At 76.3% G+C, this 26652-nt stretch carries 18 protein-coding genes; 13 read left to right on the top strand and 5 right to left on the bottom strand.

Annotation, left to right across the window (positions count from 1 at the left end; genetic code table 11):
* Positions 1-617: 617 nt before the first annotated feature.
* Positions 618-3761: a sacsin N-terminal ATP-binding-like domain-containing protein gene (locus C0216_RS28525; RefSeq protein WP_114058018.1), complete on the bottom strand. Its 3144-nt coding sequence runs from the start codon at positions 3759-3761 to the stop codon at positions 618-620.
* A 123-nt stretch (positions 3762-3884) separates the two neighbouring features.
* Positions 3885-5003 (bottom strand): phosphoserine transaminase, encoded by a 1119-nt coding sequence (gene serC / locus C0216_RS28520; protein ID WP_114058993.1) that lies wholly within the window; start codon positions 5001-5003, stop codon positions 3885-3887.
* 85 nt (positions 5004-5088) lie between these two features.
* On the opposite strand from serC, the gene C0216_RS28515 reads away from it, so the two are divergent.
* Positions 5089-7866 carry an FAD-binding and (Fe-S)-binding domain-containing protein gene (locus tag C0216_RS28515; protein WP_246042726.1) on the top strand — a complete coding sequence of 926 codons (2778 nt, stop codon included), beginning with the start codon at positions 5089-5091 and terminating at the stop codon, positions 7864-7866.
* Positions 7867-7912: 46 nt separating this feature from the next.
* The gene (locus C0216_RS28510) at positions 7913-8953 is read left to right on the top strand and encodes an EamA family transporter (RefSeq protein WP_114058016.1); all 1041 of its coding nucleotides are present in this window, start codon (positions 7913-7915) and stop codon (positions 8951-8953) included.
* 24 nt (positions 8954-8977) lie between these two features.
* Here the strand turns inward: C0216_RS28510 and C0216_RS28505 are convergent, their stop codons facing one another.
* Positions 8978-10591: a CocE/NonD family hydrolase gene (locus tag C0216_RS28505; RefSeq protein WP_114058015.1), complete on the bottom strand. Its 1614-nt coding sequence runs from the start codon at positions 10589-10591 to the stop codon at positions 8978-8980.
* 411 nt (positions 10592-11002) lie between these two features.
* Between C0216_RS28505 and C0216_RS28500 the strand changes: the two genes are divergently transcribed.
* The 7 genes from C0216_RS28500 to C0216_RS28470 all read left to right on the top strand — a co-directional run bounded on the left by C0216_RS28500 (position 11003) and on the right by C0216_RS28470 (position 19904).
* On the top strand, positions 11003-11752 hold the full coding sequence (locus tag C0216_RS28500) for a TIGR03084 family metal-binding protein (RefSeq protein WP_114058992.1): 750 nt from the start codon (positions 11003-11005) through the stop codon (positions 11750-11752).
* Positions 11749-13527 (top strand): acyclic terpene utilization AtuA family protein, encoded by a 1779-nt coding sequence (locus C0216_RS28495; RefSeq protein WP_428985469.1) that lies wholly within the window; start codon positions 11749-11751, stop codon positions 13525-13527. Before C0216_RS28500 ends, C0216_RS28495 begins: the two co-directional genes overlap by 4 nt.
* Positions 13524-15122 carry an acyl-CoA carboxylase subunit beta gene (locus tag C0216_RS28490; RefSeq protein ID WP_114058014.1) on the top strand — a complete coding sequence of 533 codons (1599 nt, stop codon included), beginning with the start codon at positions 13524-13526 and terminating at the stop codon, positions 15120-15122. The genes C0216_RS28495 and C0216_RS28490 overlap by 4 nt, the downstream gene beginning before the upstream one ends.
* Before the next feature lie 11 nt (positions 15123-15133).
* A complete protein-coding gene (locus C0216_RS28485; protein WP_114058013.1) occupies positions 15134-17221 on the top strand; it encodes a biotin carboxylase N-terminal domain-containing protein in 2088 nt (695 codons plus the stop codon).
* The gene (locus C0216_RS28480; RefSeq protein WP_114058012.1) at positions 17218-18420 is read left to right on the top strand and encodes an acyl-CoA dehydrogenase family protein; all 1203 of its coding nucleotides are present in this window, start codon (positions 17218-17220) and stop codon (positions 18418-18420) included. Before C0216_RS28485 ends, C0216_RS28480 begins: the two co-directional genes overlap by 4 nt.
* A gap of 81 nt (positions 18421-18501) precedes the next feature.
* Positions 18502-19245, top strand: coding sequence for an enoyl-CoA hydratase family protein (locus C0216_RS28475; RefSeq protein WP_114058011.1), 744 nt, complete (start codon positions 18502-18504; stop codon positions 19243-19245).
* The gene (locus C0216_RS28470; protein ID WP_428985468.1) at positions 19242-19904 is read left to right on the top strand and encodes a TetR/AcrR family transcriptional regulator; all 663 of its coding nucleotides are present in this window, start codon (positions 19242-19244) and stop codon (positions 19902-19904) included. Before C0216_RS28475 ends, C0216_RS28470 begins: the two co-directional genes overlap by 4 nt.
* A 47-nt stretch (positions 19905-19951) precedes the next feature.
* Here the strand turns inward: C0216_RS28470 and C0216_RS28465 are convergent, their stop codons facing one another.
* Positions 19952-21058: a citrate synthase 2 gene (locus tag C0216_RS28465; protein WP_114058009.1), complete on the bottom strand. Its 1107-nt coding sequence runs from the start codon at positions 21056-21058 to the stop codon at positions 19952-19954.
* A 199-nt stretch (positions 21059-21257) separates the two neighbouring features.
* Between C0216_RS28465 and pdxH the strand changes: the two genes are divergently transcribed.
* Both pdxH and C0216_RS28455 read left to right on the top strand, forming a co-directional pair.
* Positions 21258-21920, top strand: coding sequence for a pyridoxamine 5'-phosphate oxidase (gene pdxH, locus C0216_RS28460; protein WP_114058008.1), 663 nt, complete (start codon positions 21258-21260; stop codon positions 21918-21920).
* 397 nt (positions 21921-22317) lie between these two features.
* Positions 22318-23634, top strand: a complete 1317-nt coding sequence (locus C0216_RS28455; RefSeq protein ID WP_114058007.1) for a PAS domain-containing protein — start codon at positions 22318-22320, stop codon at positions 23632-23634.
* Positions 23635-23671: 37 nt separating this feature from the next.
* On the opposite strand, the gene C0216_RS28450 is transcribed toward C0216_RS28455, so the two are convergent.
* Positions 23672-24427 carry an SIS domain-containing protein gene (locus C0216_RS28450; RefSeq protein ID WP_114058006.1) on the bottom strand — a complete coding sequence of 252 codons (756 nt, stop codon included), beginning with the start codon at positions 24425-24427 and terminating at the stop codon, positions 23672-23674.
* A gap of 214 nt (positions 24428-24641) precedes the next feature.
* Here C0216_RS28450 and C0216_RS28445 point away from each other — a divergent pair, with 214 nt between their 5' ends.
* The gene (locus tag C0216_RS28445) at positions 24642-25334 is read left to right on the top strand and encodes a metal-dependent transcriptional regulator (protein ID WP_114058005.1); all 693 of its coding nucleotides are present in this window, start codon (positions 24642-24644) and stop codon (positions 25332-25334) included.
* 290 nt (positions 25335-25624) lie between these two features.
* Positions 25625-26494: an alpha/beta fold hydrolase gene (locus C0216_RS28440; RefSeq protein WP_114058004.1), complete on the top strand. Its 870-nt coding sequence runs from the start codon at positions 25625-25627 to the stop codon at positions 26492-26494.
* Positions 26495-26652 lie beyond the last annotated feature (158 nt).

The raw sequence follows: 26652 nt of genomic DNA, 5'->3' as shown, positions 1-26652 counted from the left end.
GGTTCATCGCGGGCGCCGTCCTGACACCGCCTGCCCACCGGTGGATCATGCGACGACGCAGGCAGCCCGCCAGTTCTTGACCCTTCGGCCGCAGGCTGAAGGCCCTGTCGCCGACTCTGAGGACCGGGAGCTCCCGCGCAAGTCCTGAAGCGGTCCCGGCGAGGGATCCGCGCCGGCCGCGACCATTCCCGTCCGGCGCACGAATGCCGGTCAGCCATCGCATCTTGCCCTGTCACGGAACGCGTGAGTCGACCACCTGTTCCTGGCCGAGGTCTCCCGGTGGTTCACATAGTGAAGACAGGGCCTCCTGTCGGTTCAAGGCTGCGCAGCCAGCCGAACCGCCCCGGGAGGCCCTGTTGGCGATGGGGCGCCGGCCCGGCCGGCAGAGAGCCCTCCTTGTCCGGCGGGCGGTCGTCGCTCGGGGAGCCACTTCGGCGGCGTCGTGACTGCGCCTCTTGCTCACGTCACTCAAGGCGCTGCATGCAAGGCAGCCGCACCCGGGCCGGGAGCGGAGAGGGCGGTATCACTCAGGGTCGGACGCCCCCGCCGGCCCGCGCGCTGCCGCGCCCGCTCGGCCAGACCCGGCACGGGGAGCGCCGGGCCACTCAATACCGGCCCTAGTCGAACCAGCGGTCGCGGGCCAGTTCTGCTGTGCGGGACGGGTCCTCCAGGAGGGCGGCGACCTCGAAGCGGCGGGGCCACTGGCCCGCCGACCAGGCGAGGCCGGCTGCGACGCCCTCCAGGGTGGAGGCGTGCAGGACGCCGTCCGGGGTGCGGCGCCAGTCCAGTTCCACGCCGCCCGCCACCAGTTCGGCGTGTTCCAGGTAGGTGTGCGGGGTGCCCGGGCCGAGGAGGATGCGGACGGCCTCCGGGACCTCGTGTTCCTCGCCCGGGGAGCTGACCTCGGCCGGGACGGTCTCCGACAGGCGGCGGACCTGGAGGAGGTCGGCCAGGTCGGCGGCGCGGGTGGGGGCGACCGGCAGGAGGGGCATGCCCGAGGTGAGCGGCAGGAGGTCGGGGGCGTCGGCGATGACCGCGTCGGCGGCGTCCACGACGCGGACCTCGCCGTCGACCACGGCGCGCAGGTCGTCCGGGAGGGTGACCTGCTCGGGGTCCAGGTCGGCCAGGGCCCCGTACAGGGCGTGGAGTTGGCGGTCGGTGACCTCGCGGTCGGGGTCGGCGAGGCGGCCCAGGAGTTCGGCCGCGCCGCCGGGCTCGTCCAGGAGGGCGGACACCGAGGTGCGGACGCCGAGGGCGCGCAGGACCTGCTCGTCCTCGAAGCCGGTGGCGTCCGCGGAGGTGTAGAGGCCGACGAGCAGCGGGTCGGTGCCGGCGGCGCGCAGCCCGGCGGGGCGGCGGCCGTCCAGTACGGGGTGTCCGCGCAGCCACCAGGCGGTGTACGGGCGTACGGACCGGGTGGTGCCGTCCGGGAGCAGGATCCGCACGGGCTGGGTGAGGGCGTCGCGCAGCGGCGGCTGCGCGAGCATGGCGAGGGCCTGCGGCCAGCAGTCGTCGTCGACGAGGTCGAGGTCGCGGACGGCGGTGATCTCGGTGGCCACCGGCGGCAGCGGGGTGTCGGGGAGCTGGTCGAGGACGTCCTCGCACCAGACGTCGACGGCGTCGAGGAGGCCGACGTCGTCCGGTTCGGCGTAGTCGGTGTCGCGGGGTTCGAGCTCGTCGGGGTCGAGGACGACGTCGGCGGCGCGGACCAGCTGGAACTCGGCGAGCACGCCGCAGGCGGTCAGGGGCTGGGCGCCCCAGCGTTCGGCGAGTTCGGCGTCCACGTACGGGATCTCGTCCTCGCGGAGGACGGAGGCGAGGGGGGAGCCGGGCAGCAGCAGCTCGCCGGCGGGGGCGGGTTCGCCGTCCTCGTCGGGCAGGGCGAGGGCGCCGAGCCAGGGCTCGTCGCCGGGGGCGAGGTCGGCGTCGCGGACCAGGCCGAGGACGATGTCGGCGAGCTCGTCGGGGTCGAGGGCGTCCTCGTCCCACACCTCGCCGGCGTCGAGGGACGCGGCGACCGCGGCCCGCACCTGCGGGGTCGTCAGGATGGCGCGGGGCGTGGCGGGCAGGGCGCCCAGCTTCTCCAGGAGCGGGTGCGCGGCGTCCGGGTGGGCGACCTTCAGGCCGAGGCGGGCCAGGTCCTTCGGGGTGTCGGCCTCGGGGAGGAGGACGTGCCGCGGCCCGATGGTGGTGCGGCCGTCGGCGAGGGGGACGGGCAGTCCGGAGAGCCGGTCGGGGTCGACGCCGGCCAGGGTGCCGTACAGCCGGTGCCACCACTCGGGGGTGCGCTCGATGCCGGCGATCCGCTCGATGGCGTCGCCGAGCGGCAGCCGCCCGACCCCGAGGGTGCGCAGCTCGGTGCGGCGCTCCAGTCCGCCGGGCAGCAGCGTCGGCAGCACCTCGGCGAGGACGCGGACGGTGTCGGCTCCGGCGCCCTCGACGACCTCTGCTTCGAAGGGGCGCAGCGCGGCCCGTACCGGCTCGTCCCCGGCGGTGTCCGCGTCCGGGACGGCGGGGGCGGCCGGGGCGAGGAACGCGGTGCGGGGGAGGCGGGCGAGGACTGCGGTGCGGAGGGCGCCGTCGAGGGCACCCTTGCCGAGCGGCCCGGGGACGAGGTCGAGGAGGCCGGTGGAGACGGGCTCCCAGGTGGCGAGGAGTTCGGCGTACGCGTCGGCGGCCCGCTCGGTGAGGAAGTCGGTCAGCGGTCCGGGGGCGGGGTGCCGGCGGGCGGTGTCGAGCGGCAGGGTGGCGATGAGCAGGGCGGGGATGCCGAGCGGCTCGTCGGTGGGGGTCGGGGCGTGCACGACGGGGGCGGTGCCGGGGTGCAGCGGCGAGCCGTCGGGGTCGACGGGCACGGCCCAGGAGACGGTCCAGGAGGGGCGGAGCCGTTCCTCGACGGGCCGGTCCGCGAGCAGCGCGGGAGGGGTGGGGCCGGTGTGGCGGACGGTGCGCCAGCGGCGGGTTCCGCCGCGGGAGTCCTCGATCACCGTGTAGGCGCCGTCGGCGCCGCGGCGCAGGGTGCGGGTGCCGTCCTGCGGGGTGTCGACGGTGATCTCGTGGAGCCCGGGCAGGGTCAGCAGCAGGGCGTCGTCGATCCCGGACAGCAGCCTCTGTACGAGGTCCTCGGCGGCGGCGTCGCGCAGCGGGAGGACGACGACGGTGTCGTAGCCCTCGGGGGCGGTGCCCTCGGCGGGCAGGGGGAGGCGCAGCAGCGGGACGTGGCCGTCGCGGCGGCGGAGTTCGTCGCCGAGGCCGGGGCTGTGCGCGGCGGCCTCGCGGGCCAGTTCGCGGGCTTCGGCGAGGGACCAGCGGACGCCGCCGTGGCGGCCGAGGACGGCGGGCTCGTCGGAGACGGCGAGGACGGCGGCGAAGCCGACGCCGAAGCGGCCGACGGTGTCGCCGGAGGCGGCCGACTCGCGTTTGGCGGAGGCGCGCAGGGTGCTCAGCGATTCGACGCCGGCGGCGTCGAGGGGGGCGCCGGTGTTGGCGGCGGCGAGGACGGCGCGGCCCTGTCCGGCGGCGTGCAGGGTGAGCCGCAGGCGGCCGGGGACCCGGGCGCGGGCGGCCGCGTCGGCCGCGTTCTGCGCCAACTCGACGACGAGCCGGTCACGGTAGCCGCCGAGGGCCAGGTCCTCCTCGGCGTTGGCGTCCTCGCGGAAGCGGGCCGGGCCCGCACCCCACGAATCGAGGACCCCGCGCCGCAGCCGGGCCGTGCCGAAGGGGTCCACGCCGCCGGGGGCCGCCGTCACTCGCACGCTCACGCCGCTTCCTCCAAGAATTGCCGAGGTCTTGAAGGTATCGCGTGCGCAACCCGCACGGCGGGGCGGCCGGGCCCGGCGCCGCCCCGGGCGGGGCGGGCCGGGGACCGGCGGGGCGGTCGCCCGTCAGAGCTTCTCGATCACGTGGTCGATGCAGGCGGTCAGCGCCTCGACGTCGGCCGGGTCGACCGCGGGGAACATCGCGACGCGCAGCTGGTTGCGGCCGAGCTTGCGGTACGGCTCGGTGTCGACGATGCCGTTGGCGCGGAGCACCTTGGCGACGGCCGCGGCGTCGACGTCGTCGGAGAAGTCGATCGTGCCGATGACGGAGGACCGCTTGGCGGGGTCCGCGACGAACGGGGCGGCGTACTTGGAGGCCTCCGCCCAGCCGTACAGCGTGCGGGCGCTGGCCGCCGTGCGGGCGGTCGCCCAGTCCAGGCCGCCCTGGCCGTTGATCCACTTCAGCTGCTGGTCCAGCAGGAACAGCGTCGACAGGGACGGCGTGTTGTACGTCTGGTTCTTCAGCGAGTTGTCGATGGCGGTCGGCAGGGAGAAGAACTCGGGGATGTGCCGGCCGGAGGCGTGGACGCGCGCGGCGCGCTCCAGGGCGGCCGGGGAGAACGCCGCGAGCCACAGGCCGCCCTCGGAGGCGAAGGACTTCTGCGGGGCGAAGTAGTAGACGTCGGTCTCGGTGATGTCGACGGGGAGGCCGCCGGCGCCCGAGGTGGCGTCCACCAGGACGAGCGAACCGGCGTCGGCGCCGTCGACTCGCCGGATCGGGGCGGCGACGCCCGTCGAGGTCTCGTTGTGGGTGTACGCGTACACGTCCACCCCGGCCTCGGCGACCGGGTCCGGGTGCGTGCCGGGCTCGGAGGAGATCACGGACGGCTCGTCCAGCCACGGCGCCAGCTTGGCGGCCTTGGCGAACTTCGAGGAGAACTCGCCGAAGGTGAGGTGCTGGGACTTGCGCTCGATGAGGCCGGCGGTCGCGATGTCCCAGAAGGCGGTGGAGCCGCCGTTGCCGAGCACCACCTCGTAGCCCTCGGGGAGGGAGAAGAGGTCCCGGATGCCCTGGCGTACCGAGCCGACCAGGTTCTTGACCGGGGCCTGGCGGTGGGAGGTGCCGAGCAGGGAGGTACCGGTGGCGGCGAGGGCGTCCAGCGCCTCGGTCCGCACCTTGGAGGGGCCCGCGCCGAAGCGTCCGTCGGCGGGCTTGATGTCAGCGGGAATCTGGATCTCAGCCACGGGCGGAGCGTATCCGGTCGCGGACCGTCCGTCGGAGGCGCGTCCACCCGGTGAGACGAGCGCCGCACGGTGGAAGGGTGAAGGGGTGAGCGATTCCGGTGACCTTGAGCGGACATTGCGGGACGCACTGCGCGGGGAGGTGGACTTCGGGGCCGCGGCGCGCGCCCTGGTGACGATGGACGCGTCGAACTACCGGCGGGTCCCCCTCGGAGTGGTCGCCCCGCGCGACACCGCGGACGTGTCGGCGGCGCTGCGGATCTGCGCGGACGCCGGAGTCCCGGTCGTGCCGCGCGGCGGCGGCACGTCCATCGCCGGCCAGGCGACGGGCACGGGCGTGGTGCTGGACCTGACCCGGCACATGGACGCCCTGGTGTCGCTCGACCCGGCGGCCCGGACCGCCGTCGTGCGGCCGGGCCTCGTCCTGGACCGGCTGCGGGAGGCGGTGCGGCCGCACGGACTGGCCTTCGGCCCGGACCCGTCCACCCGTTCGCGCTGCACCCTCGGCGGGATGATCGGCAACAACGCGTGCGGGGCGCACTCGGTGGCCTGGGGGACCACCGCCGACAACGTCGCCGAGCTGGAGGTCGTCGCGTACGGGGGCGCCGTGCACCGCATCGGCACCGGCTGGGCGGGGGCGCCGCCCGGGCTGCGGGAACTGGTCGCGGGCAGCCTGGAGGTGCTCCGGACGGGCATGGCGGCCCCCGCCGGCGCGCCGTTCACACGGCGGATCTCCGGCTACGGCGGCCTGGACGCACTGCTGCCCGAGCGCGGGGCGCAGGTGGCCCGCGCGTTCTGCGGCAGCGAGGGCACCCTCGGCGTGGTCACCGAGGCCGTGGTCCGCCTCGTCGAGGCGCCCCGGGCCCCGGCCCTCGCGGTCCTCGGGTACGCCGGCGAGGGCGCGGCCGCGGACGCGGCGGCGGGCCTGCTCCCGTACGGGCCGCTCACCGTCGAGGGGATGGCCGAGGACCTGGTGCCCGGCGCCGCCGGCGCGGGACTCCTGCCCCGGGGCGCGGCCTGGCTGTTCGCGGAGATGCCCGACGAGGCGGCCGCGCGGCGCCTGGCCCGGACGGCGGACGCGCTCGACACGCTCGTCGTCGCCGACCCGGCCGGGCAGCGGGCGCTGTGGCGGATCCGGGAGGACGCCGCCGGCACCGCCACCCTGCTGCCGGGCGGCGGCCTGGCCTGGCCCGGCTGGGAGGACTGCGCGGTGCCGCCGGCCCGGCTCGGGGCGTACCTGCGGGACTTCCGGGCGCTCCTCGCCGCGCACGGGCTGCGCGGGACGCCGTACGGGCACTTCGGCGAGGGCTGCGTGCACGTGCGGATCGGCTTCGACCTGGTCTCCCGCGAGGGGGTGGCGCGCTTCCGGGCGTTCTCGGGCGAGCTCGCCGACCTGGTCGTCGCGCACGGCGGCTCGCTGTCGGGGGAGCACGGGGACGGGCAGGCGCGGGCGGAGCTCCTGCCGCGGATGTACGGGCCGCGGGTGATCGACCTGTTCGGCCGGTACAAGGACGTGTGGGATCCGCACCGCGGCATGAACCCCGGCATCCTCGTCCGGCCCGCCCGGCTCGACGAGAACCTCCGCTTCGAGGTCCTGCCGCGCACCGGGCTCGCCGCGGAGGTCGCCCGCTGCGTCGGCGTCGCCAGGTGCCGGTCCGCGGATCCGGGCGCGGCCGGGGTGATGTGCCCCTCGTACCGGGTCACGGGCGAGGAGCGGCACTCCACGCGGGGCCGGGCGCGGCTGCTGCACGAGATGCTCGCCGGGGAGCTGCTGCCGGACGGCTGGCGCTCCGCGGAGGTCGCCGAGGCCCTCGACCTGTGCCTGGGCTGCAAGGGCTGCCGCAGCGACTGCCCGGTGGGCGTGGACATGGCCGCGTACAAGGCGGAGTTCCTCGACCGGCACTGGGCGGGCCGGATCCGGCCGCTCGCCCACTACACGCTGGGCGGGCTGCCCGCATGGCTGCGGGTGCTCGCCGCGCTGCGGCTGGCGCGGCCGGCGGGGGCGCTGGCCGGGCTGCCGGGGGCGGCCCGGCTGGCCGGGTTGGAGCCGGGGCGGCGGCTGCCGGGGCCGGCCGCCCGGACGTTCACCCGCTGGTGGCGCGGGCGGGGCCCGTCCGGTGGGGCGGGGGAGGGCGTCCTGCTGTGGCCGGACACCTTCACCGAGTACCTGGCGCCGCAGGCGGGGCGGGCTGCCGTCGCGGTGCTGGAGGCGGCCGGGCTGCGGGTCGGGGTGCCGCCGGGGCGGGTGTGCTGCGGGCTGACGTACGTGTCCACCGGCCGCCTGGACCGGGCCCGCGCCGTGCTGCGCCGCACCCTGGACGCGGTCGGCCCGGTCCGCGGCCCGGTCGTCGTCCTGGAGCCGAGCTGCGCGGCCGCCCTGCGCGCCGACCTGCCGGCGCTGCTGCCGGGCGACCCGCGGGCGGCGCGCCTCGCGGCGGCCGTGCGGACGTTCGCCGAGGCGCTCCAGGAGTACGCGCCCCACTGGCGGCCCCCGCGCGTGGACCGGCCGGCGGTCGGGCAGACCCACTGCCACCAGCACGCCGTCCTCGGCGACGCAGCCGACCGGCGGCTGCGCGCGCTGGCCGGGCTGGAGGGCGGGCTCAGTGGCGGCTGCTGCGGCCTCGCCGGGAACTTCGGCTTCGAGCGCGGGCACCTGGAGGTGTCGCGGGCCTGCGCGGAGGAGCAGCTGCTGCCGTCGCTGCGCGCCGCCCCGCCGGGGGCGGTCGTCCTGGCAGACGGGTTCTCCTGCCGGACGCAGATCGCCGGGCTGGGCGGCGGCGTACGGGCCCGGCACCTGGCCGAGGTCCTCGCCGGAGCCCTGCCGGAGCGGAATCCTGCACAGGAGCGCCCGGAGCGGCCGCTGTAAGGAAGCACATGCTGCGACGGTCCTTACGGGGGCCTAGGGTGGAGGAATGCCCGTACCACCCGCCGGCCCGCCGGCAGCCAGCTCAGCGCCCCACTCCGCCCCTGCCCGCCCGGCCGGCCGCGAGGCCGGCCCCGCGGGCACGCACGCAGGTCCCGCCGTCCCCGCCGGCCCGGAACCGGAAGCCGCGGCAGCCGCCGCCTCCGCCCGGGCCGCGGGCCGCGGCGCCCGCCTCGGCCCGGTCGCCCTGGTCGTCGCCGCGGGCGTGTCCGTGCAGTTCGGCGCCGCCCTCGCCGTCGTGATCATGCCGCGGGCGGGCGCGTCGGGCGTGGTCGCGCTGCGCCTCGCGGCGGCCGCGCTGGTGCTGCTGCTCCTGTGCCGCCCGAAGGTCCGCGGGTACACGCGCGCCGACTGGGGCACCGTCGTCGCCTTCGGCGTGGCCATGGCCGGCATGAACGGGCTCTTCTACCAGGCCATCGACCGGATCCCGCTCGGCCCGGCCGTCACCCTGGAGGTGCTCGGCCCGCTGGTGCTGTCCGTCGTCGCCTCCCGCCGCCTGGCCAACCTGCTGTGGGCCGCTCTGGCCCTGGCGGGCGTCGCCCTGCTCGCCGGGCACGGCGGGGGCGGCTTCGGCGGCCTCGACCCGCTCGGCGCGGCCTTCGCGGTCGGCGCGGGCGCGATGTGGGCGGCGTACATCGTCTTCAGCGCCCGCACCGGCCGGCGCTTCCCGCAGGCGGACGGCCTGGCTCTCGCCATGGCGGTCGCCGCGGTCCTCGTCCTGCCGCTGGGCGTGGCCGAGGCCGGCTCCGCGCTGCTGGAGCCGAGCACGCTGGCGCTGGGCGCGGGCGTCGCCGTGCTGTCCTCGGTGCTGCCGTACACCCTCGAACTGCTCGCGCTGCGCCGGCTGCCCGCCCCGACCTTCGCGGTCCTGATGAGCCTGGAGCCGGCCATCGCGGCGACCGCCGGGTTCCTCGTCCTCGGGCAGGCGCTCGGCGCGCTCGACGCCCTTGCCATCGCGCTGGTCATCGCGGCGAGCATGGGCGCGGTCCGCTCCCGCGCGGGCGCGGGCGCACGGGAACGGACCGCCTGACCGCCGCGGGTCCCGGCCGCACCGTCAGCCCAGCGGCAGCTCCAGGTACGACGGCGTCGCCTCCGGCGAGGTGAAGGCCAGGGTGGCGCGCGGCGGGTTGACGTCCCCGTAGAACGGGTCGCGGGCGGCCGCCACCAGCATCAGCCGGTTCCCGCGCGGCACGTCGTACGCGGTGGCCTGGAGTTCGACGTCCGCGGCGACCAGGCTGCCGGGGGCCGAGTCCAGGTCGGCGTACGGGGCGTGCGTGACGAGGCGGCCCGTCCCGTCGGGCGCCACGTCCAGCAGGTAGGCGACGAACCCGGAGCGGGGGTTCGCCGTCCGGTACGTGACGCGCAGCCGGGGCGTGCCGCGCAGCCGGGCCGTCTCCGGCTCCGGGTCCCCCACCCACACCGCGGTGACGGCCCGGTCGATCTCCCCGGTCGGGTACGCCCGCGGCAGGCCCGCCAGCTCCGCGTGTCCGGACCGGGCGACCGCGTCGGCGACGACCGCCGGCGTGTCGACCCCGCACACGGCGCCCGCGCTCCAGCCCGCCTCGGGCGCGTCGGCGAGCTCGCCGCCGTCCGCCAGGTAGAGGCGGCGGACGTGGTCGGTGACGGACGGCCAGGTGGGCCGGGGCTCCAGGGTCCGGGACCACATGACCTCGCCGAGCACCTCGCCCTCCTCGTCGATGCCGTTCGCGGCACCCCGGAGGTGGTGGTCGAACCAGCGGTGCGCGGTGGTCCAGATCCGGTTGGGCAGCCCGGCCAGCCCTGCCGCCTCCGGGAGGGCGTGGTCGCCGACGGACAGGTCGATCCGCTTCGGCCCGGCCAGCTCCTCGAACAGCCGCAGCGTCTGGTTGGCGGGGAAGAGCGTCTCGTGCCAGGCGTGCGCGAAGTAGACCGGCACCTGCCGCCGTACGAGCTCCTTGGCGTGCGCGGACGGCGAGCGCTGCGCCGCCCAGCGGAGCACGGCCCCGATGTCGCGGCCCGCGGCGACGTCCTCGAACACGCTCTGTGCGCGGGGGCTCAGCCGGGCCCGGCCGGCGGACCGCAGCAGTGCCTCGACGGCGGCGGTGTGCCGGGTCCGGTTCTCGACGAGGACCTCGCCGAGGTCGCACCAGCCGCTGAGCGCGGCCACCGCGTCGACCCGGCTGTCGTGGGCGGCGGTGAGCAGGGCGATGGCCGCGCCGTACCCCTCGCCGAGGAACCCGATGCGGCTGACGGGCCCGGCGGTGCGCTCCACGAGGTGGTCCAGGGCGCGGCTGCCGTCGGCGGTGTCGAGCGGCCCGGCCACGTCCGCCTCGCCCTCGGAGGCGCCGAACCCGCGGGCGCTGTAGGCGAGGACGTTGTACCCGCGGGCCGCGAACACGCTCGCCTGGACGGCGTACGCGAGCCAGCCCAGGTCGCTCCACGGCGAGGGCATCACGACCAGGGGCCGCGGGGCGCCGCCGGGGTGCCGCCACAGCGCGCCGTCCAGGAGGTGGCCTTCGGCCCCGGCGACCTTGACGCGGCCGAAGGAGGCGGCGGCGCGGCATTCGGCGGCCTGGGCGGCGCGGGCGGGCGGCAGGCTGCCGGTGTCGCCGCTCTCCAGGGCGGCGGTGAACGCGGCGAGGGCGGTCGCGTCGAGGTCGGGGTGGAGCGAGAAGTCGGCTGGGGTCACGGCTTGTTCATCCTCTGCGTCGGTGACGTGGACGTGCGTCGGGTGACGTGGACGGCGGTGCGGTGCGGTGCCGGGGCCCGGCCGGGCCCGGGAGCGGGGGGCCGAAGCGTTCAGTATCCGCACCGCTACCCGGCGTGTTCGCGCCTTCGCGGTGGACGGCCGGATCCGGCCCCCGTGCGTTCGGGGCCGCAGCCCGCAACGCCTGCCGGATCCGGGCCTCGGCTCCAAGTCCCGCGGGATACGGCGGAGTTGCCACGGCTGGCGGGAACGCGGTGCTCCTCCGCCGAATCATGCAAGCACGCTTGATTGTTTTGCCGCGCGCTGCCACTCTTCCCCTCACGCCGAGAGGGGAGCCCCGTCGTGCCACTCGATCCGCCCGCCGCCGTCCTCGCCGATCTGCGCGAGGAGGGCATGGAAGTCGAAGCCCTGGTCACCGGTCTTCCGGACGCCGCCTGGGCGAAGCCCACGCCCGCAGCCCGCTGGACCGTCGCGCACCAGATCGCCCACCTGCACTGGACCGACCGGGCCGCCCTCGTCTCCCTCACGGACGCGCCCGGCTTCGCCCGCCTCGTCGAGGCCGCCCTGCGCTCCCCGGCGGCCTTCGTGGACGAGGGCGCCGAGGAGGGGGCCGCGCTGGCGCCGGCGGACCTGCTGGCCCGCTGGCGCGCCGGCCGCGCCGCACTCGGCGCGGCCCTGGCGGCCGCCCCGGCCGACGCCCGGTTCCCCTGGTACGGGCCGCCGATGAAGGCCGCGTCGATGGCGAGCGCCCGCCTGATGGAGACCTGGGCCCACGGCCTGGACATCGCGGACGCCCTCGGTGTGCGCCGCACCCCGACCGCGCGGCTGCGGCACGTCGCCCGGATCGGCGTACGAGCCCGCGACTACGCCTTCTCCGTGTGGGAACTCCCGCCGCCCGCCGAGGAGTTCCGCGTCGAGCTGGTCCCGCCGGACGGCGGGGAGCCGTGGACGTACGGGCCGCCGGACGCCGCCCAGCGCGTGACCGGGCCCGCCCTGGACTTCTGCCTGCTGGCCACCCGGCGCGCCCACCGCGCCGACCTGGCCCTGGCGGCCGAGGGCGCCGACGCCGACCGCTGGCTGGACGTGGCCCAGGCGTTCGCCGGCCCGGCGGGACCGGGCCGAGCACCCCGGACCGCCCGGTGACGGGCGCCGGACCGGGCGCCGGACCGGGCGCTGCGGGCGGACCGGAGCCCCGGCGCCCGCTGCGCATCGGGAACGCCTCCGGCTTCTACGGGGACCGCTTCGACGCCCTGCGCGAGATGCTCACCGGCGGCCCGCTGGACGTCCTGACCGGGGACTACCTGGCCGAGCTGACCATGCTGATCCTCGGCCGGGACCGCCTGAAGGACCCGGCCGCGGGCTACGCGAAGACGTTCCTGCGGCAGATGGAGGACTGCCTGGGCCTGGCCCGTGAGCGGGGCGTGCGGATCGTCGCGAACGCGGGGGGCCTCAACCCGGCCGGCCTCGCCGAGGCGGTCCGCGGCCTCGCCGCCAAGGCCGGCGTCCCGGTCTCCGTCGCGCACGTCGAGGGCGACGACCTGATGCCCTGGGGCGAGGGCGCGCTGACCGCCAACGCCTACCTCGGCGGCGCCGGGATCACGGCCTGCCTGCGCGCGGGCGCCGACATCGTGGTCACGGGCCGGGTCACGGACGCGGCCCTCGTCTCCGGCCCGGCCGCCTGGTGGTTCGACTGGGCGGCCGACGACCACGACCGGCTTGCCGGGGCCGTCGTCGCGGGCCACATCCTGGAGTGCGGCACGCAGGCCACCGGCGGGAACTACCCGTTCTTCACCGCGCACGACGTACGGCGCCCCGGCTTCCCCCTCGCCGAGATCGCGCAGGACGGCTCCTGCGTGATCACCAAGCACCCGGGGACGGGCGGCGCGGTCACCGTCGGCACGGTCACGGCCCAACTCCTGTACGAGACGCAGGGCGCCCGCTACCGGGGCCCGGACGTCACCGCCCGGCTGGACACCGTCCGCCTCGCGGACGCCGGACCCGACCGGGTCGCCGTCGCCGGCACGGCGGGGGAGCCGCCGCCGGACACCCTGAAGGCGGGGGTGACCCGTATCGGCGGCTGGCGCAACGAGGTCGTCTTCGTCCTGACGGGCCTGGACATCGAGGCGAAGGCGGCCCTCGTCCGGGAGCAACTGGCCGACGCGCTCGCCCCGGTGGCCTCCGTACGGTGGACGCTCGCCCGCACCGACCACGGGGACGCCGACACGCAGGAGGAGGCGAGCGCCCTGCTGCGGCTGGCGGTCCGCGACCCCTCCGCCGAGCGGGTGGGACGGGCCCTGACCTCCGCCGCCGTCGAACTGGCCCTCGGCAGCTACCCCGGCTTCCACGTGACGGCCCCGCCCGGTCCGGCCCAGCCGTACGGGATGTTCGAGGCCGGCGCCGTCCCCGCCGAAGCCGTCGCCGCGGCCGCGGTCCTCGCGGACGGCACCCGCATCCCGGTCCCGGCGGGCGGCCGGCCGCGGCAGGCCGCCCCGGCCGGAGCCCCCGCCACAGCCGAGCCACCCGGCCCCTCCGCCCCACCGAAGCCGCCCGCCCCGCCGGCCCCCGTCCGCCGCGCCCCCCTGGGCCTGGTCGCCGGCGCCCGCAGCGGCGACAAGGGCGGCGACGCCAACATCGGCGTCTGGGCCGAGGACCCCGCCGCCTGGCCGTGGCTGCACGCCACCCTCACCGAGGACCGGCTGCGCGACCTCCTCCCCGAGGTCCGCGGCCTGACCGTCACCCGGCACGTCCTGCCGAACCTCCGCGCCCTGAACTTCACCGTCGAGGGCGTCCTCGGCGCCGGCGCCGCCTCCGCCCACCGCTTCGACCCGCAGGCCAAGGCGCTCGGCGAATGGCTGCGCTCCCGCCTGCTCGACATCCCCGCCCACCTGCTGCCCGCCCCGGAGGGGACCGGACCATGACCCGCCTCAGCACCGCCGTGGACCCCCGCGCCCCCGAGTACGCGGCCGCCCGCGGCGCCGCCCTCGAACGCCTCGCCGCCCTCGACGCCGAGCACGCCAAGGCGCTGGCCGGCGGCGGCGAGAAGTACACGGCCCGCCACCGCGACCGCGGCAAGCTCCCCGCCCGGGAGCGGATCGAGCTGCTCGTCGATCCGGACACGCCGTTCCTGGAGCTGTCCCCGCTCGCCGCCTGGGGCAGCGACCACCCGGTCGGCGCGTCCCTCGTCACCGGCATCGGCACCGTCGAGGGCACCGAATGCGTCATCACCGCCAACGACCCCACCGTCCGCGGCGGCGCCTCCAACCCGTGGACGCTGAAGAAGGCCCTGCGGGCCAACGAGATCGCCCTGCGCAACCGGCTCCCGCTCATCAGCCTCGTCGAGTCCGGAGGCGCCGACCTGCCCTCCCAGAAGGAGATCTTCATCCCGGGCGGGGCGCTCTTCCGCGACCTCACACGCCTGTCGGCCGCCGGCGTGCCCACCGTCGCCGTCGTCTTCGGCAACTCGACCGCCGGAGGCGCGTACGTCCCCGGCATGTCCGACCACACCGTCATGATCAAGGGCCGGTCGAAGGTGTTCCTCGGCGGTCCGCCGCTCGTGAGGATGGCCACCGGCGAGGAGAGCGACGACGAGTCCCTGGGCGGCGCCGACATGCACGCCCGCACCTCCGGCCTCGCCGACCACCACGCCCTCGACGAGCCCGACGCGATCCGACGCGCCCGCCGCATCGTCGCCCGCCTGGAGCACCGCCGCGCCCACCCGGCGCCGCCGGCCGCCGAGGAACCGCTGTACGACGCGGAGGAACTCCTCGGGATCGTCCCCGAGGACCTGCGCACCCCCTTCGACCCGCGCGAGGTCATCGCCCGCATCGTCGACGGCTCCGACTTCGACGAGTTCAAGCCCCTCTACGGCAGCAGCCTCGTCACCGGCTGGGCCCGCCTGCACGGCTGGCCGGTCGGCGTCCTCGCCAACGCCCGCGGCGTGCTGTTCAGCGCCGAGTCGCAGAAGGCCGCCCAGTTCATCCAGCTCGCCAACCAGCGCGACATCCCGCTGCTGTTCCTCCACAACACCACCGGCTACATGGTGGGCAGGGAGTACGAGCAGGGCGGCATCATCAAACACGGCGCGATGATGATCAACGCCGTCTCCAACTCCCGCGTCCCCCACCTGTCCGTCCTCATCGGCGCCAGCTACGGGGCCGGCCACTACGGCATGTGCGGCCGCGCCTACGAGCCCCGCTTCCTGTTCGCCTGGCCCAGCGCCAAGTCCGCCGTCATGGGACCGCAGCAGCTCGCCGGGGTGCTGTCCATCGTGGCCCGGCAGTCCGCCGCCGCGAAGGGCAATCCGTACGACGAGGAGGCCGACGCCGGGATGCGCGCCTTCGTCGAGGCGCAGATCGAGGCCGAGTCCCTGCCGGTGTTCCTCTCCGGGCGGCTGTACGACGACGGGGTCATCGACCCCCGCGACACCCGCACCGTCCTCGGCCTGTGCCTCTCGGCCGTCCACAACGCCCCCGTCGAGGGCGCCCGCGGCGGCTTCGGCGTCTTCCGGATGTGAGTGACCGACCCATGACCACGACCACGACCGTGCCGATCACCTCCGTCCTCGTCGCGAACCGCGGCGAGATCGCCGTCCGCGTCTTCCGCACGGCCCGCGCCATGGGCCTCGCGACCGTCGCCGTCCACTCCGACCCCGACGCCGGAGCCCTGCACGTCCGCGAGGCCGACGCGGCCGTACGCCTGCCGGGCGCCGCCCCGGCCGACACCTACCTGCGCGGCGACCTCCTCGTCGCGGCGGCGCGGGCCGCCGGCGCGGACGCCGTCCACCCCGGCTACGGCTTCCTCTCCGAGAACGCCGCCTTCGCCCGCGACGTCCTGGCCGCCGGCCTGGCCTGGATCGGCCCGCCGCCCGACGCGATCGAGGCGATGGCCTCGAAGACCCGCGCCAAGGAGCTGATGCGGGCCGCCGGGGTGCCGCTCCTCGACCCCGTCGACCCGGCGGCGGCCACCGCCGCCGACCTGCCGCTGCTGCTGAAGGCCGCCGCGGGCGGCGGCGGTCGCGGCATGCGCGTCGTCCGCGACCTCGACGCGCTGAAGCCCGCGCTCGACGCGGCAGCAGCCGAGGCCCGGTCCGCGTTCGGCGACGGCGAGGTCTTCGCCGAGCCGTACGTCGAGCGCGGCCGCCACGTGGAGGTGCAGGTCCTCGCCGACGGGCACGGCACCGTGTGGGCGCTCGGCACCCGCGACTGCTCGCTCCAGCGCCGCCACCAGAAGGTCGTCGAGGAGGCCCCGGCGCCCGGCCTCCCCGACGCCCTGCGCCGCACCCTGCACGAGGCGGCCGCCGCGGCCGCCCGGGCCGTCGGCTACCGGGGGGCGGGCACGGTCGAGTTCCTGCTCGCCGCCGACGGGCGCCCGTACTTCCTGGAGATGAACACCCGCCTCCAGGTCGAGCACCCCGTCACCGAGGCCGTCCACGGCGTCGACCTCGTCGCCCTCCAGATCCGCATCGCCGAGGGCGCGGCCCTCCCGCCGGAGCCGCCCGAGCCCGCCGGACACGCCGTCGAGGCCCGCCTGTACGCGGAGGACCCGGCGCAGGACTGGCGCCCGCAGGCCGGCACCCTGGCCGCCTTCGACATCCCGGCGGCCGCCGCACCCGTACCCGTACCGGCCGCCGCCGGCGGCCCCGCCGGGACCGCCGCGGTCCGCGTCGACGCCGGGTACGCCGCGGGCGACCGGGTCGGCGTCCACTACGACCCGATGCTCGCCAAGGTCGTCGCCCACGCCCCGACCCGCGCCGAAGCCGTCCGCACCCTCGCCCGGGCCCTGGCCGGCGCCCGGATCCACGGCGTCGCCACCAACCGCGACCTCCTCGTACGCACCCTGCGCCACCCGGAGTTCACCGCCTCCACCCCCGACACCGGCTTCTACGACCGCCACCTCGCCGCGCTCACCGCGCCCGCCCCCGACGCCGGCCGGGCCGCCGCCCTCGCCGCCGCGGCCGCCGCGCTCGCCGCCGCCGCACCCGCCGCCGGCGCCCCGCTCGCCGCCCGCCTGGGCGGCTGGCGCAACATCCGCTCCGGCCCGCAGTCCCGCCGCTACCGCATCGGGGACACCGAGCACGAGGTCCGCTACCTGCCCGTCCGCGGCGGGCCGCCGCAGTTCCCGGACCTGCCGGACGTCCGCGTCCTGGGCGCCGCACCGGACCGCGTCGTCCTCGAAGCGGACGGCGTCCGCCGCGTCTTCCACGTCGCGCACCGGCCGGACCGCGGGCCGGACCGGGGAGCGGACGGCGGGCCGGACCGGCTCGACGGCGCGGGCGAGGTCTGGGTCGACACCGCCCCCGCCCCCGGCAGCGACGCCCCCGCCTCCCACACCCTCACCCCCGTCCCCCGGTTCGCCGAGCCCGAGGACGCGACCCCGCCCGGCTCCCTGCTCGCCCCCATGCCCGGCACCGTCGTCCGCGTCGCCGAAGGCCTCGCGCCGGGCGACACCGTCACCGCCGGGCAGCCCCTGCTCTGGCTGGAGGCCATGAAGATGGAGCACCGCGTCACCTCCCCCGCCTCCGGCACGCTCACCGCACTCCACGCCCGCCCCGGCCACCAGGTCGAGGTCGGCGCCCTGCTCGCCGTGGTCCAGGAGGAGGAACCCCGCCCATGAGCCCCGCCACCGCGCCCGCCGCGGAAACCGAAGAGCACCGCGCGCTGCGCGCCGCCGTCGCCGCCCTCGGGCAGCGCTACGGCCGCGACTACCACGCCCGCATCACCGAGGAGGGCGGCCGGCCCGCCGAACTGTGGGCCGACGCCGCCAAGCTCGGCTACCTCGGCGTCAACCTGCCCGAGGAGTACGGCGGCGGGGGCGGCGGCATCGCCGAGCTGTCCATCGTCCTGGAGGAACTCGGCGCCGCCGGCTGCCCGCTGCTGATGATGGTCGTCTCCCCGGCCATCTGCGGCACCGTCATCTCCCGCTTCGGCACCCCGGCCCAGAAGCAGGCCTGGCTGCCCGGACTCGCCGACGGCAGCCGCATGATGGCCTTCGGCATCACCGAGCCCGACGCCGGCTCCAACTCCCACCGCATCACCACCACCGCCCGCCGCGACGGCTCCGACTGGGTGCTGACCGGCCGCAAGGTGTTCGTCTCCGGCGTGGACCTCGCCGACGCCACCCTGATCGTGGGCCGCACCGAGGATGCCCGGACCGGCCGGCTGAAGCCCTGCCTGTTCATCGTCGACCGCGACGCCCCCGGCTTCTCCCGCTCGCCCATCGACATGGAACTGCGGGCGGCGGAGAAGCAGTTCGAGCTCGTCCTGGACGAGGTGCGGCTGCCCGCCGCCGCACTCGTCGGCGCCGACGACACCGGCGGCGGCCAGGCCGAAGCCCCCGACACGGGCCTCCTCCAGCTCTTCGCCGGCCTCAACCCCGAGCGCATCATGACCGCCGCGTTCGCCGTCGGCATCGGCCGCCACGCCCTGGCCCGGGCCGTCGAGTACGCCCGCACCCGGCAGGTGTGGACGGAGCCGATCGGCGCCCACCAGGCCATCGCGCACCCCCTCGCCGCCGCCCACATCGAACTCGAACTGGCCCGCCTGATGATGCAGAAGGCCGCCCGCCTCTACGACGCCGGCGACGACGCGGCTGCCGGAGAGGCCGCCAACATGGCGAAGTACGCTGCTGCCGAGGCCTGTGTGAAGGCCGTGGACCAGGCGGTCCACACCCTGGGCGGCAACGGCCTCACCCGCGAGTACGGCCTGGCCTCCCTGGTCACCGCCTCCCGGGTGGCCCGCATCGCCCCCGTCAGCCGCGAGATGATCCTCAACTTCGTCTCGCACCAGACCCTCGGCCTGCCGAAGTCGTACTGACAGCACCGACCCGGGCGGCGGCCCGCGGCCCGCGGCCGCCGCCCGGCCCGGCCGGAACCGGACCCGCACGAAAGGAGCGGCATGCAGGACGACGCCCTCGTCACCGCCGCGCACGCACACGGCATCACCACCCTGGCCCTCGACTCCCCGGCCAACCGCAACGCCCTCTCGGCCCCCCTCGTGGCCGGGCTGCGCGCGGCGCTCGCCGCGGCCGCCGCCGACCCGGCCGTCCGCGCCGTCGTCCTCACCCACACCGGTGGCACGTTCTGCGCCGGAGCCGACCTGAAGAACCCCTGCGACCCCGCCGACTTCCTCGCCCTGCTCCGCGAGATCGCCGAACTGCCCCGGCCCGTCGCGGCCCGCGTCACCGGGCACGTCCGCGCGGGCGGCCTCGGCCTGCTCGGCGTCTGCGACGTCGCCGCGGCCGGGCCGCAGTCCACGTACGCCTTCACCGAGACCCGCCTCGGCATCGTCCCCGCGGTGATCTCGGCGCCGCTGCTGCCCCGCCTGGAACCGCGCGCCGCGGCCCGCTACCTGCTGACCGGCGAGCCCTTCGACGCCGCCGAGGCGGCCCGCATCGGCCTGCTCACCGTGCACGGCGAGGACGTCGACGAGGCACTCGCCCCGGTCCTGGACGGCTTCCGCAAGGCCGGCCCCGAGGCCCTCGCCGCGACCAAGCGGCTCGTCACCGCCCCCGTACGGGCGGCGCTGGCCGCCGACGGGGCGGCCCTGGCGGAGCTGTCGGCCCGGCATTTCGGCTCCGCGGAGGCCCGCGAGGGCATCACCGCCCGCATGGAGCGCCGCGACCCGGTGTGGGCGCTGTGACCGGCACGCCGGCCGCGGCCACGGCAGCGGCGCCGGCGGAGGGCCCGCCCGACGACCGGCCCGGGAACGAGCCGAAGCAGGCCCGCAGCCGCGTCACCCGCCGCCACCTCCTGGACGCCGCCATCACCTGCCTCGCCGAACACGGCTGGGCCGGCTCCACGGTCGCCGTCGTCGCCGAGCGGGCCGGCGTCTCCCGCGGCGCCGCCCAGCACCACTTCCGCACCCGTGAGGACCTCTTCACCGCGGCCGTCGAGTTCATGGCGGAGGAGCGCTCGGCCGCCCTGCTGCGCGAGCGGCGGCGCGCCGAGGCCGCGGGCGGAGGCCCCGGCGGCCGCGCCGCCGTGGTGGAGGCGCTGGTCGACCTCTACACCGGGCCGATGTTCCGGGCCGCCCTCCAGCTGTGGGTCGCCGCCTCCCACGAGGAGCAGCTGCGGCCCCGCGTCGCCGGGCTGGAGGCGCGCCTGGGCCGGGAGACGCACCGGATGGCCGTCCAGCTGCTGGGCGCGGACGAGTCGGTGCCGGGCGTACGGGAGACCGTGCAGGGCTTCCTCGACATGGCCCGCGGGCTGGGCCTGGCGAACGTCCTCACCGACGACGCGGGCCGCCGCGCCCGGGTGGTCGCCCAGTGGACCCGCATCCTGGACGCCGCCCTGGGCTGACGGGCGGCCGGCCCCGCCCGCCGCCCGCCGCCCGGGGCGGGTCGCGGTCAGGCCGTCCTGGCGATGTCCGCGTAGCCCTCGATCTCCTGCGGGTTGCGCCTGCCCGGGCCGGTGTAGCGGGCGGACGGGCGGACCAGGCGGCCCGTGCGCTTCTGCTCCAGGATGTGCGCGGACCAGCCCGCGGTGCGGGCGCAGGTGAACATCGAGGTGAACATGTGCGCCGGGACCTCCGCGAAGTCCAGCATGATCGCCGCCCAGAACTCCACGTTCGTGGCGAGCACCCGGTCGGGGCGGCGGGCGTGCAGCTCCTCCAGGGCGGCCTTCTCCAGCGCGGCGGCCACCTCGTAGCGGGGGGCGTCCAGCTCCTTGGCGGTGCGCCGCAGGACGCGGGCGCGCGGGTCCTCGGCGCGGTAGACGCGGTGGCCGAAGCCCATCAGCCGCTCGCCCTTGTCGAGGGCCTTCTTCACGTAGGCGACGGCGTCGCCGGTGCGCTCGATCTCCTCGATCATGCCGAGCACGCGGGACGGCGCCCCGCCGTGCAGCGGCCCCGACATGGCGCCGACGGCACCCGACAGGGCGGCCGCGACGTCCGCGCCGGTGGAGGCGATGACGCGCGCGGTGAAGGTGGAGGCGTTCATGCCGTGCTCGGCGGCGGAGGTCCAGTAGGCGTCGACGGCCTTGACGTGCCGCGGGTCCGGCTCGCCCCGCCAGCGGATCATGAACCGCTCGACGACGGACTCGGCCTTGTCGATCTCCCGCTGCGGGACCATCGGCAGGCCCTGCCCGCGCGCGGACTGGGCCACGTACGACAGGGCCATGACGGCGGCGCGGGCCAGGTTGTCGCGGGCGGTCCGCTCGTCGATGTCGAGGAGCGGTTTCAGCCCCCAGACGGGGGCGAGCATGGCCAGCGCGGACTGCACGTCGACGCGGATGTCGCCGGAGTGGACCGGGATCGGGAAGGGCTCGGCGGGCGGCAGGCCGGGGTTGAACGCCCCGTCGACCAGCAGGCCCCACACGTTCCCGAAGGAGACGTGGCCCACCAGGTCCTCGATGTCGACACCCCGGTAGCGGAGGGCTCCGCCTTCCTTGTCGGGTTCGGCGATCTCCGTTTCGAACGCGACGACTCCCTCGAGCCCGGGTACGAAGTCGGACATCAGGCGGCTCCTCAGATAGTGCGGACACACGCGGTTGCCGGCGTGCCTCGCGGTCCGGCGCGGTCATCCCCGTTGATGCCCGGTACGGCCGGCGCCCACCCGCGGGGGGCCTGGCGACCGGCCCCAAGATTTTGGCGGCTCCGGATCCCGGGCGGAAGCGTGACATACGGCACACTCGCAGGAGCACCCTTGCGGCAGGATGGCATGCGTGACCGACATGGACCTTGATCCCTCCACCATGCGCAAGCAGTACCGTTCCGAGATCGTCCTGGAGGACGGCCTCGACGAGGACCCCATGCGGCAGTTCGCCCTGTGGTTCCGGCAGGCAGCCGACTCGCACCTGTTCGAGCCGAACGCGATGGTCGTCTCCACCGCGGACGCCGCGGGCCGGCCCAGCTCGCGGACGGTGCTGCTGAAGCAGTTCGACGCGCGGGGCTTCGTCTTCTACACGAACTACGGCTCCCGCAAGGGCCGCGAGATCGACGCGAACCCGCAGGTCTCGCTGCTCTTCCCGTGGCACCCGATCGCCCGGCAGGTCATCGTCACCGGCACTGCGGCCCGGGTGGGCCGCGACGAGACCGCGGCCTACTTCCGGTCGCGGCCGCACGGCTCGCAGCTGGGCGCCTGGGCGAGCGAGCAGTCCCGGGTGATCCCCTCGCGGGCCGAGCTGGACCGGCGGTACGCGGAGCTCGCGGCCCGGTATCCGGAGGGCGAGCAGGTCCCCGTGCCGACGGAGTGGGGCGGGATCCGGGTCGCGCCCGACGAGGTGGAGTTCTGGCAGGGCCACGAGAACCGGCTGCACGACCGGCTGCACTACGTCCGGGCGGGGTCGGGCTGGCGCATCGAGCGCCTGTGCCCGTAAGGGGCCGCGGCCGCGGGGCCGCGCCGGGCCGCGGGCGTGCGGAAACGCAGGCGACCCGCGGGCTCCGTCCTCTCCTGCAGTGAGAGGAGCCGGCCGGACGTGCCGGCGAGCCCGCGGGTCGGGTGACTGCTGTGGTTTGGCGCCGGGCGTTGTCCGCCGGGCACCGCACTGGGTGCGTTGCGACGACGGGCCCTAGCCCGCAGTCACCTCACGCGTCCGGTAGTCGTACATTTCCGGAACCACCTCCCTTCTCGTGTACCGCAGACACTAGGACGCTCCCGCCGGGGTCTCAACCGATTTCTTTCGGGACGATTCGGGGAATGCGGTGTGGGCTGCGTCACGTTCCAGTTCAATGATCTGACGTGCCGCACACGCGAAACACCTGCGGGGGTGCCAGGTGAGTGCTTCCGGACAACCGACCCACGATCTGCTTGCCGCGCTGCTGGACGGGATGGACGCCGCCCTGTGCGCGTTCGACGCCGACGGCGTGGTCACCCACTGGAACCGCGAGGCCGAGCGGATCCTGGGCTGGACCGCGGCCGAGGCGGTGGGCCGCAAGGGCTTCTCCGGCTGGGCGGCCCGGCCCGCCGACGCCCAGGACGTCGAGGACCGGCTCATGGCCGCCCAGGACGTGCCCGGCAGGCAGGTCCACGAGTTCGCGCTGCTGACCAAGGACGGCGGGCGGGTCCTGGTGCGGACGCAGTCCGCCGGCGTCCCCGGAGCGGACGGCAGGCCCGCCGGCGTGTACTGCGCCTTCACCGAGGTGCACGCCCAGATCGACCTGGAGCGGTCCATCGCGCTCAGCGACGCGCTGATGGACGACGCCTCCTGGGCCGTGGTCCTCGTGGACGTGGACCTGCGGCCCGCCGTGGTCAACGCGCGCGCCGCCCGCGCCTTCGGATCCGGGCGCACCGACCTGCTCGGCCGCCCGCTCGGCGACCTGCTGGCGCAGGGCGCCGACGAGCTGGAAGCGGCCCTCCAGCACGTGCTGGCCGAGGGGGCCCCGCCGGGCCCCGCCGAGATGTGGGTGTCGGTGCGCACCCCGGAGGGCGAGCGGCGCTGCTGCTGGCGGTGCGGGTTCGTACGGCTGGGCTCGCCGCTGGCGGAGGAGCCCGTACCGCTGGGCGTGGGGTGGCTGTTCCAGGACGTCACCGAGGACCGGCAGGACGCGCTGGACACCTCCCGGCTGCGGTTCCGCACCGCCCAGCTGCACCGGGCGGGCCGGGCGGCCGCCGAGTGCGAGGACCCGGCGGAGGCGGCCGGGGTGCGCCTGGACTTCGCGCTCGCCGGGTTCGCGGACCACGCCCTGCTGGACGTGCTGGAGCCGTCCGCCGACGGTCCGGGGAAGCCGCCGCGGCTGGTCCGGACGATCACGGCCCCGCCGGCGCCGGCCGGGCGGGGGGCGCGGCCGGTGCCGTACGAGCCGGGGCACCCGGTGCTCCAGGCGCTGGACCGGATCGGCTCGGTCCGGGCGAGCGCCACCCGGGGGGAGACCGCCGAGGGCTGGGCGCGGGGGCGGCTGTGGCCCGAGGGCACGGCGCACGCCCTGTGCACGGTGCTGCGCAGCCGGGGCCGGACGCTGGGGGCGCTGACGTACCTGCGGTCGGCGTCGCGGTCCGCGTTCGACCGCGCGGACGCGGCGTACGCGGAGGAGGTCGCGGGCCGGGTGGCGGCCGACCTGGACCTGGCGCGCACCGCGCCGGAACGGCCGTAGCGTGCGGGGCGGCGGCGGGGGTCGGCGCGGGTGCCGGTCAGTGCCGGTAGAAGATCCGGTCGCCGTACTCCTGCATGACGCGGCCGTTCCACTCGTGGCCGCCATCGACGTTGCCGGAGCGCAGCAGCGGCGGCTCGATGCCGCGCGCGGCGAGCTCGCCCGCGGCGGCGGCCATCACGGCCTGCATGATCGCGCTGGTGACGACGGTGGAGGCCGGGGCGAAGGGGGCGTCGATGCCGTCGAGGGTCAGCTCGGCGTCGCCGACGTCGATCTTGCTGTCGAGGACGATGTCGCAGTGGTCCCGCAGGAAGGTGCCGGAGGAGTGCCGCGACTTCGTCCCGGTCGTGTAGGCGACCGAGGTCACCCCGACGACCTTCAGGCCGAGGGCGCGCGCGTTGACGGCCATCTCGACGGGCAGGGCGTTGCGCCCGGACAGGGAGATGACGAAGAGGACGTCCCCGGCGGTGGCGGGGCTGCTGTCGAGGACGGCGCCGGCCAGCCCGCCGACCCGCTCCAGGGCGCTGCCGAGCGTGGCGGGCATGACGTCGACGCCGGCGGTGCCGGGGACGGCGAGGAAGTTCATCAGGGCGAGCCCGCCCGCCCGGTAGACGACGTCCTGGGCGGGCAGCGAGGAGTGCCCGGCGCCGAAGGCGAAGAGCCGGTTCCCTGCGGCGACGGCGTCGGCGACGGCCGCACCGGCTTCGGCGATGCGCCCGCCCTCCTCGCGCTGCACCCGCTGGAGCAGGGTGATCGCGGCGTCGAGGAAGCGGTCGGCCGGCTTGCTTTCGCTCATCGCGGTGGAGCCCTTCCGGGGATGGGGTGCGTCCGTGTCCGCCGCTCACCGTGCGGTCTGGACCAACGCGCTGTCAATACGGGGGCGGGGGGCTTGCGGAGGTCGAGACCGGCTCGCGGAGGCCTGGGGACTCCGCGGCAGGCGCGGGACGGTTGTCGGCGCGATGCGTCAGAATTGGGGTCAGGGCCAGCGCACGATAATCCGAGGGGCACGAATGTCCGGACTGATCGACACCACGGAGATGTACCTCCGCACCATCCTCGAGCTGGAAGAGGAAGGCGTCGTCCCCATGCGCGCCCGGATCGCGGAGCGGCTCGACCAGAGCGGCCCGACGGTCAGCCAGACCGTGGCGCGGATGGAGCGCGACGGCCTCGTGGCGGTGGCGAGCGACCGCCACCTGGAGCTGACGGAGGAGGGGCGCCGCCTCGCGACGCGCGTGATGCGCAAGCACCGGCTCGCGGAGTGCCTCCTCGTGGACGTCATCGGCCTGGAGTGGGAGCAGGTGCACGCCGAGGCCTGCCGCTGGGAGCACGTGATGAGCGAGGCGGTGGAGCGGCGCGTGCTGGAGCTGCTGCGGCACCCGACCGAATCGCCGTACGGGAACCCGATCCCGGGTCTGGAGGAGCTGGGCGAGAAGGCCGAGGCCGACCCGTTCCTGGAGGACGGCATGGTCGCCCTGTCCGAGCTGGAGCCGGGCACGGAGGGCAAGACGGTGGTCGTCCGCCGCATCGGCGAGCCGATCCAGACGGACGCCCAGCTGATGTACACGCTGCGGCGGGCGGGCGTGCAGCCCGGCTCGGTGGTGAGTGTGACGGAGTCGCCCGGCGGGGTGCTCGTCGGCAGCGGCGGCGAGGCCGCCGAGCTGGAGGACGAGATCGCCTCGCACGTCTTCGTCGCCAAGCGCTGACCGCACCGCCGCTGCGGCCGCGGCGGCGGTGCCGGTGGTGTCAGGGGGTCCCGGCGCCTTGCGGCGCCGGGACCCTTCCTCCCCTTGTCGACCCGGAGCCCCGAGCTCTCAAGGTCATCCCCTTCGGACCGTCTTCCCCGAGCGGCCCGCCTCCCTGCTCAAAGGATCTCCTTCGGCAGCGGCGGCCAATCCTTGAGCAAGGTCACTCGAAAGAGCGGTGTTGGGCGGCGCAAAGCCGTTTTCGAATGCAGGTTCGATAGTCTGCCGTGGACGAAGGGGGTGCATCTGCGGTGGTACAGCGCATCGATGTGACAGGGGCCGACGGCGTGCGCCTGGCCGCCTGGGAATTCGGCCCGGCCGCCGACGCCGCGGCTCCCCGCGTCCTGTTACTCCACGGCCTGATGGGCCGCGCCCACCACTGGGCCGGCACCGCCCGCTGGCTCGCCGAGGGCCGCCGCGTCATCGCCCTCGACCAGCGCGGCCACGGCCACAGTGCCCGCCCGCCCGCCGGGGCGGACCCTGGCGCCTCCCTCGGCCGCGAGGCCTTCGTCGCGGACGCCGAGGCCGTGATCGAACAGCTCGGCCTCGCCCCCGTCACCGTGATCGGCCACTCCATGGGCGCCCTCACCGGCTGGCAGCTCGCCGCCCGCCGCCCCGACCTGGTCGCGGCCCTGGTCATCCTCGACATGCGCGCCTCGGCCCTCGGCGAGGCCTCCCAGCGCGACTGGGAGGACTGGTTCCGCCGCTGGCCCCTCCCCTTCCCCAGCCAGGACGCCGCCCGCCGCTGGTTCGGCGAGGACGACCCGCGCGTGGAGCGGCCGGACCCGGGCCGCGGCGCCTTCTTCGCGGACGTCATGCACGAGACCCCCGACGGCTGGCGCCCCGTCTTCTCCCGCCGCCAGATGCTGACGGCGCGTGAGACCTGGGTCCACGACGCCCACTGGGACGAACTGGCCCAGGTCGCCTGCCCCACCCTGGTCGTCCGCGCCCTCGACGGCGAACTGGGCCGCGCGGAAGCCCAGGAGATGGTCCGCGTCCTGCCGTCGGGCCACTACGCGGAAGTCCCGGACGCCGGCCACTACCTCCACCACACCCACCCGGAACCCTGCCGCACAGCCCTGGAGCCCTTCCTGCAACGCCTGCAACCCGTCCGCGGCTGACCGCACGATCGGGCGCGGTGCCCGCCATCCCGTCAGGCGAACCCGTTCGACGGCAGCGGGTGCTCCCCACGGGCGACTCCGTGCGGCGCGCGCGAAGCGGAGGGCCCGGGGCGTGGTAGGTCTCCTCCCGGGGAGGCCGGCCACGACAGCGGGAGCAA

Source organism: Streptomyces globosus, from assembly GCF_003325375.1.
GTDB classification, from domain to species: Bacteria; Actinomycetota; Actinomycetes; order Streptomycetales; family Streptomycetaceae; genus Streptomyces; species Streptomyces globosus_A.
The sequence above is the reverse complement of the archived record's forward strand: the minus strand, read 5'-3'. Positions and strand labels throughout refer to the sequence as shown.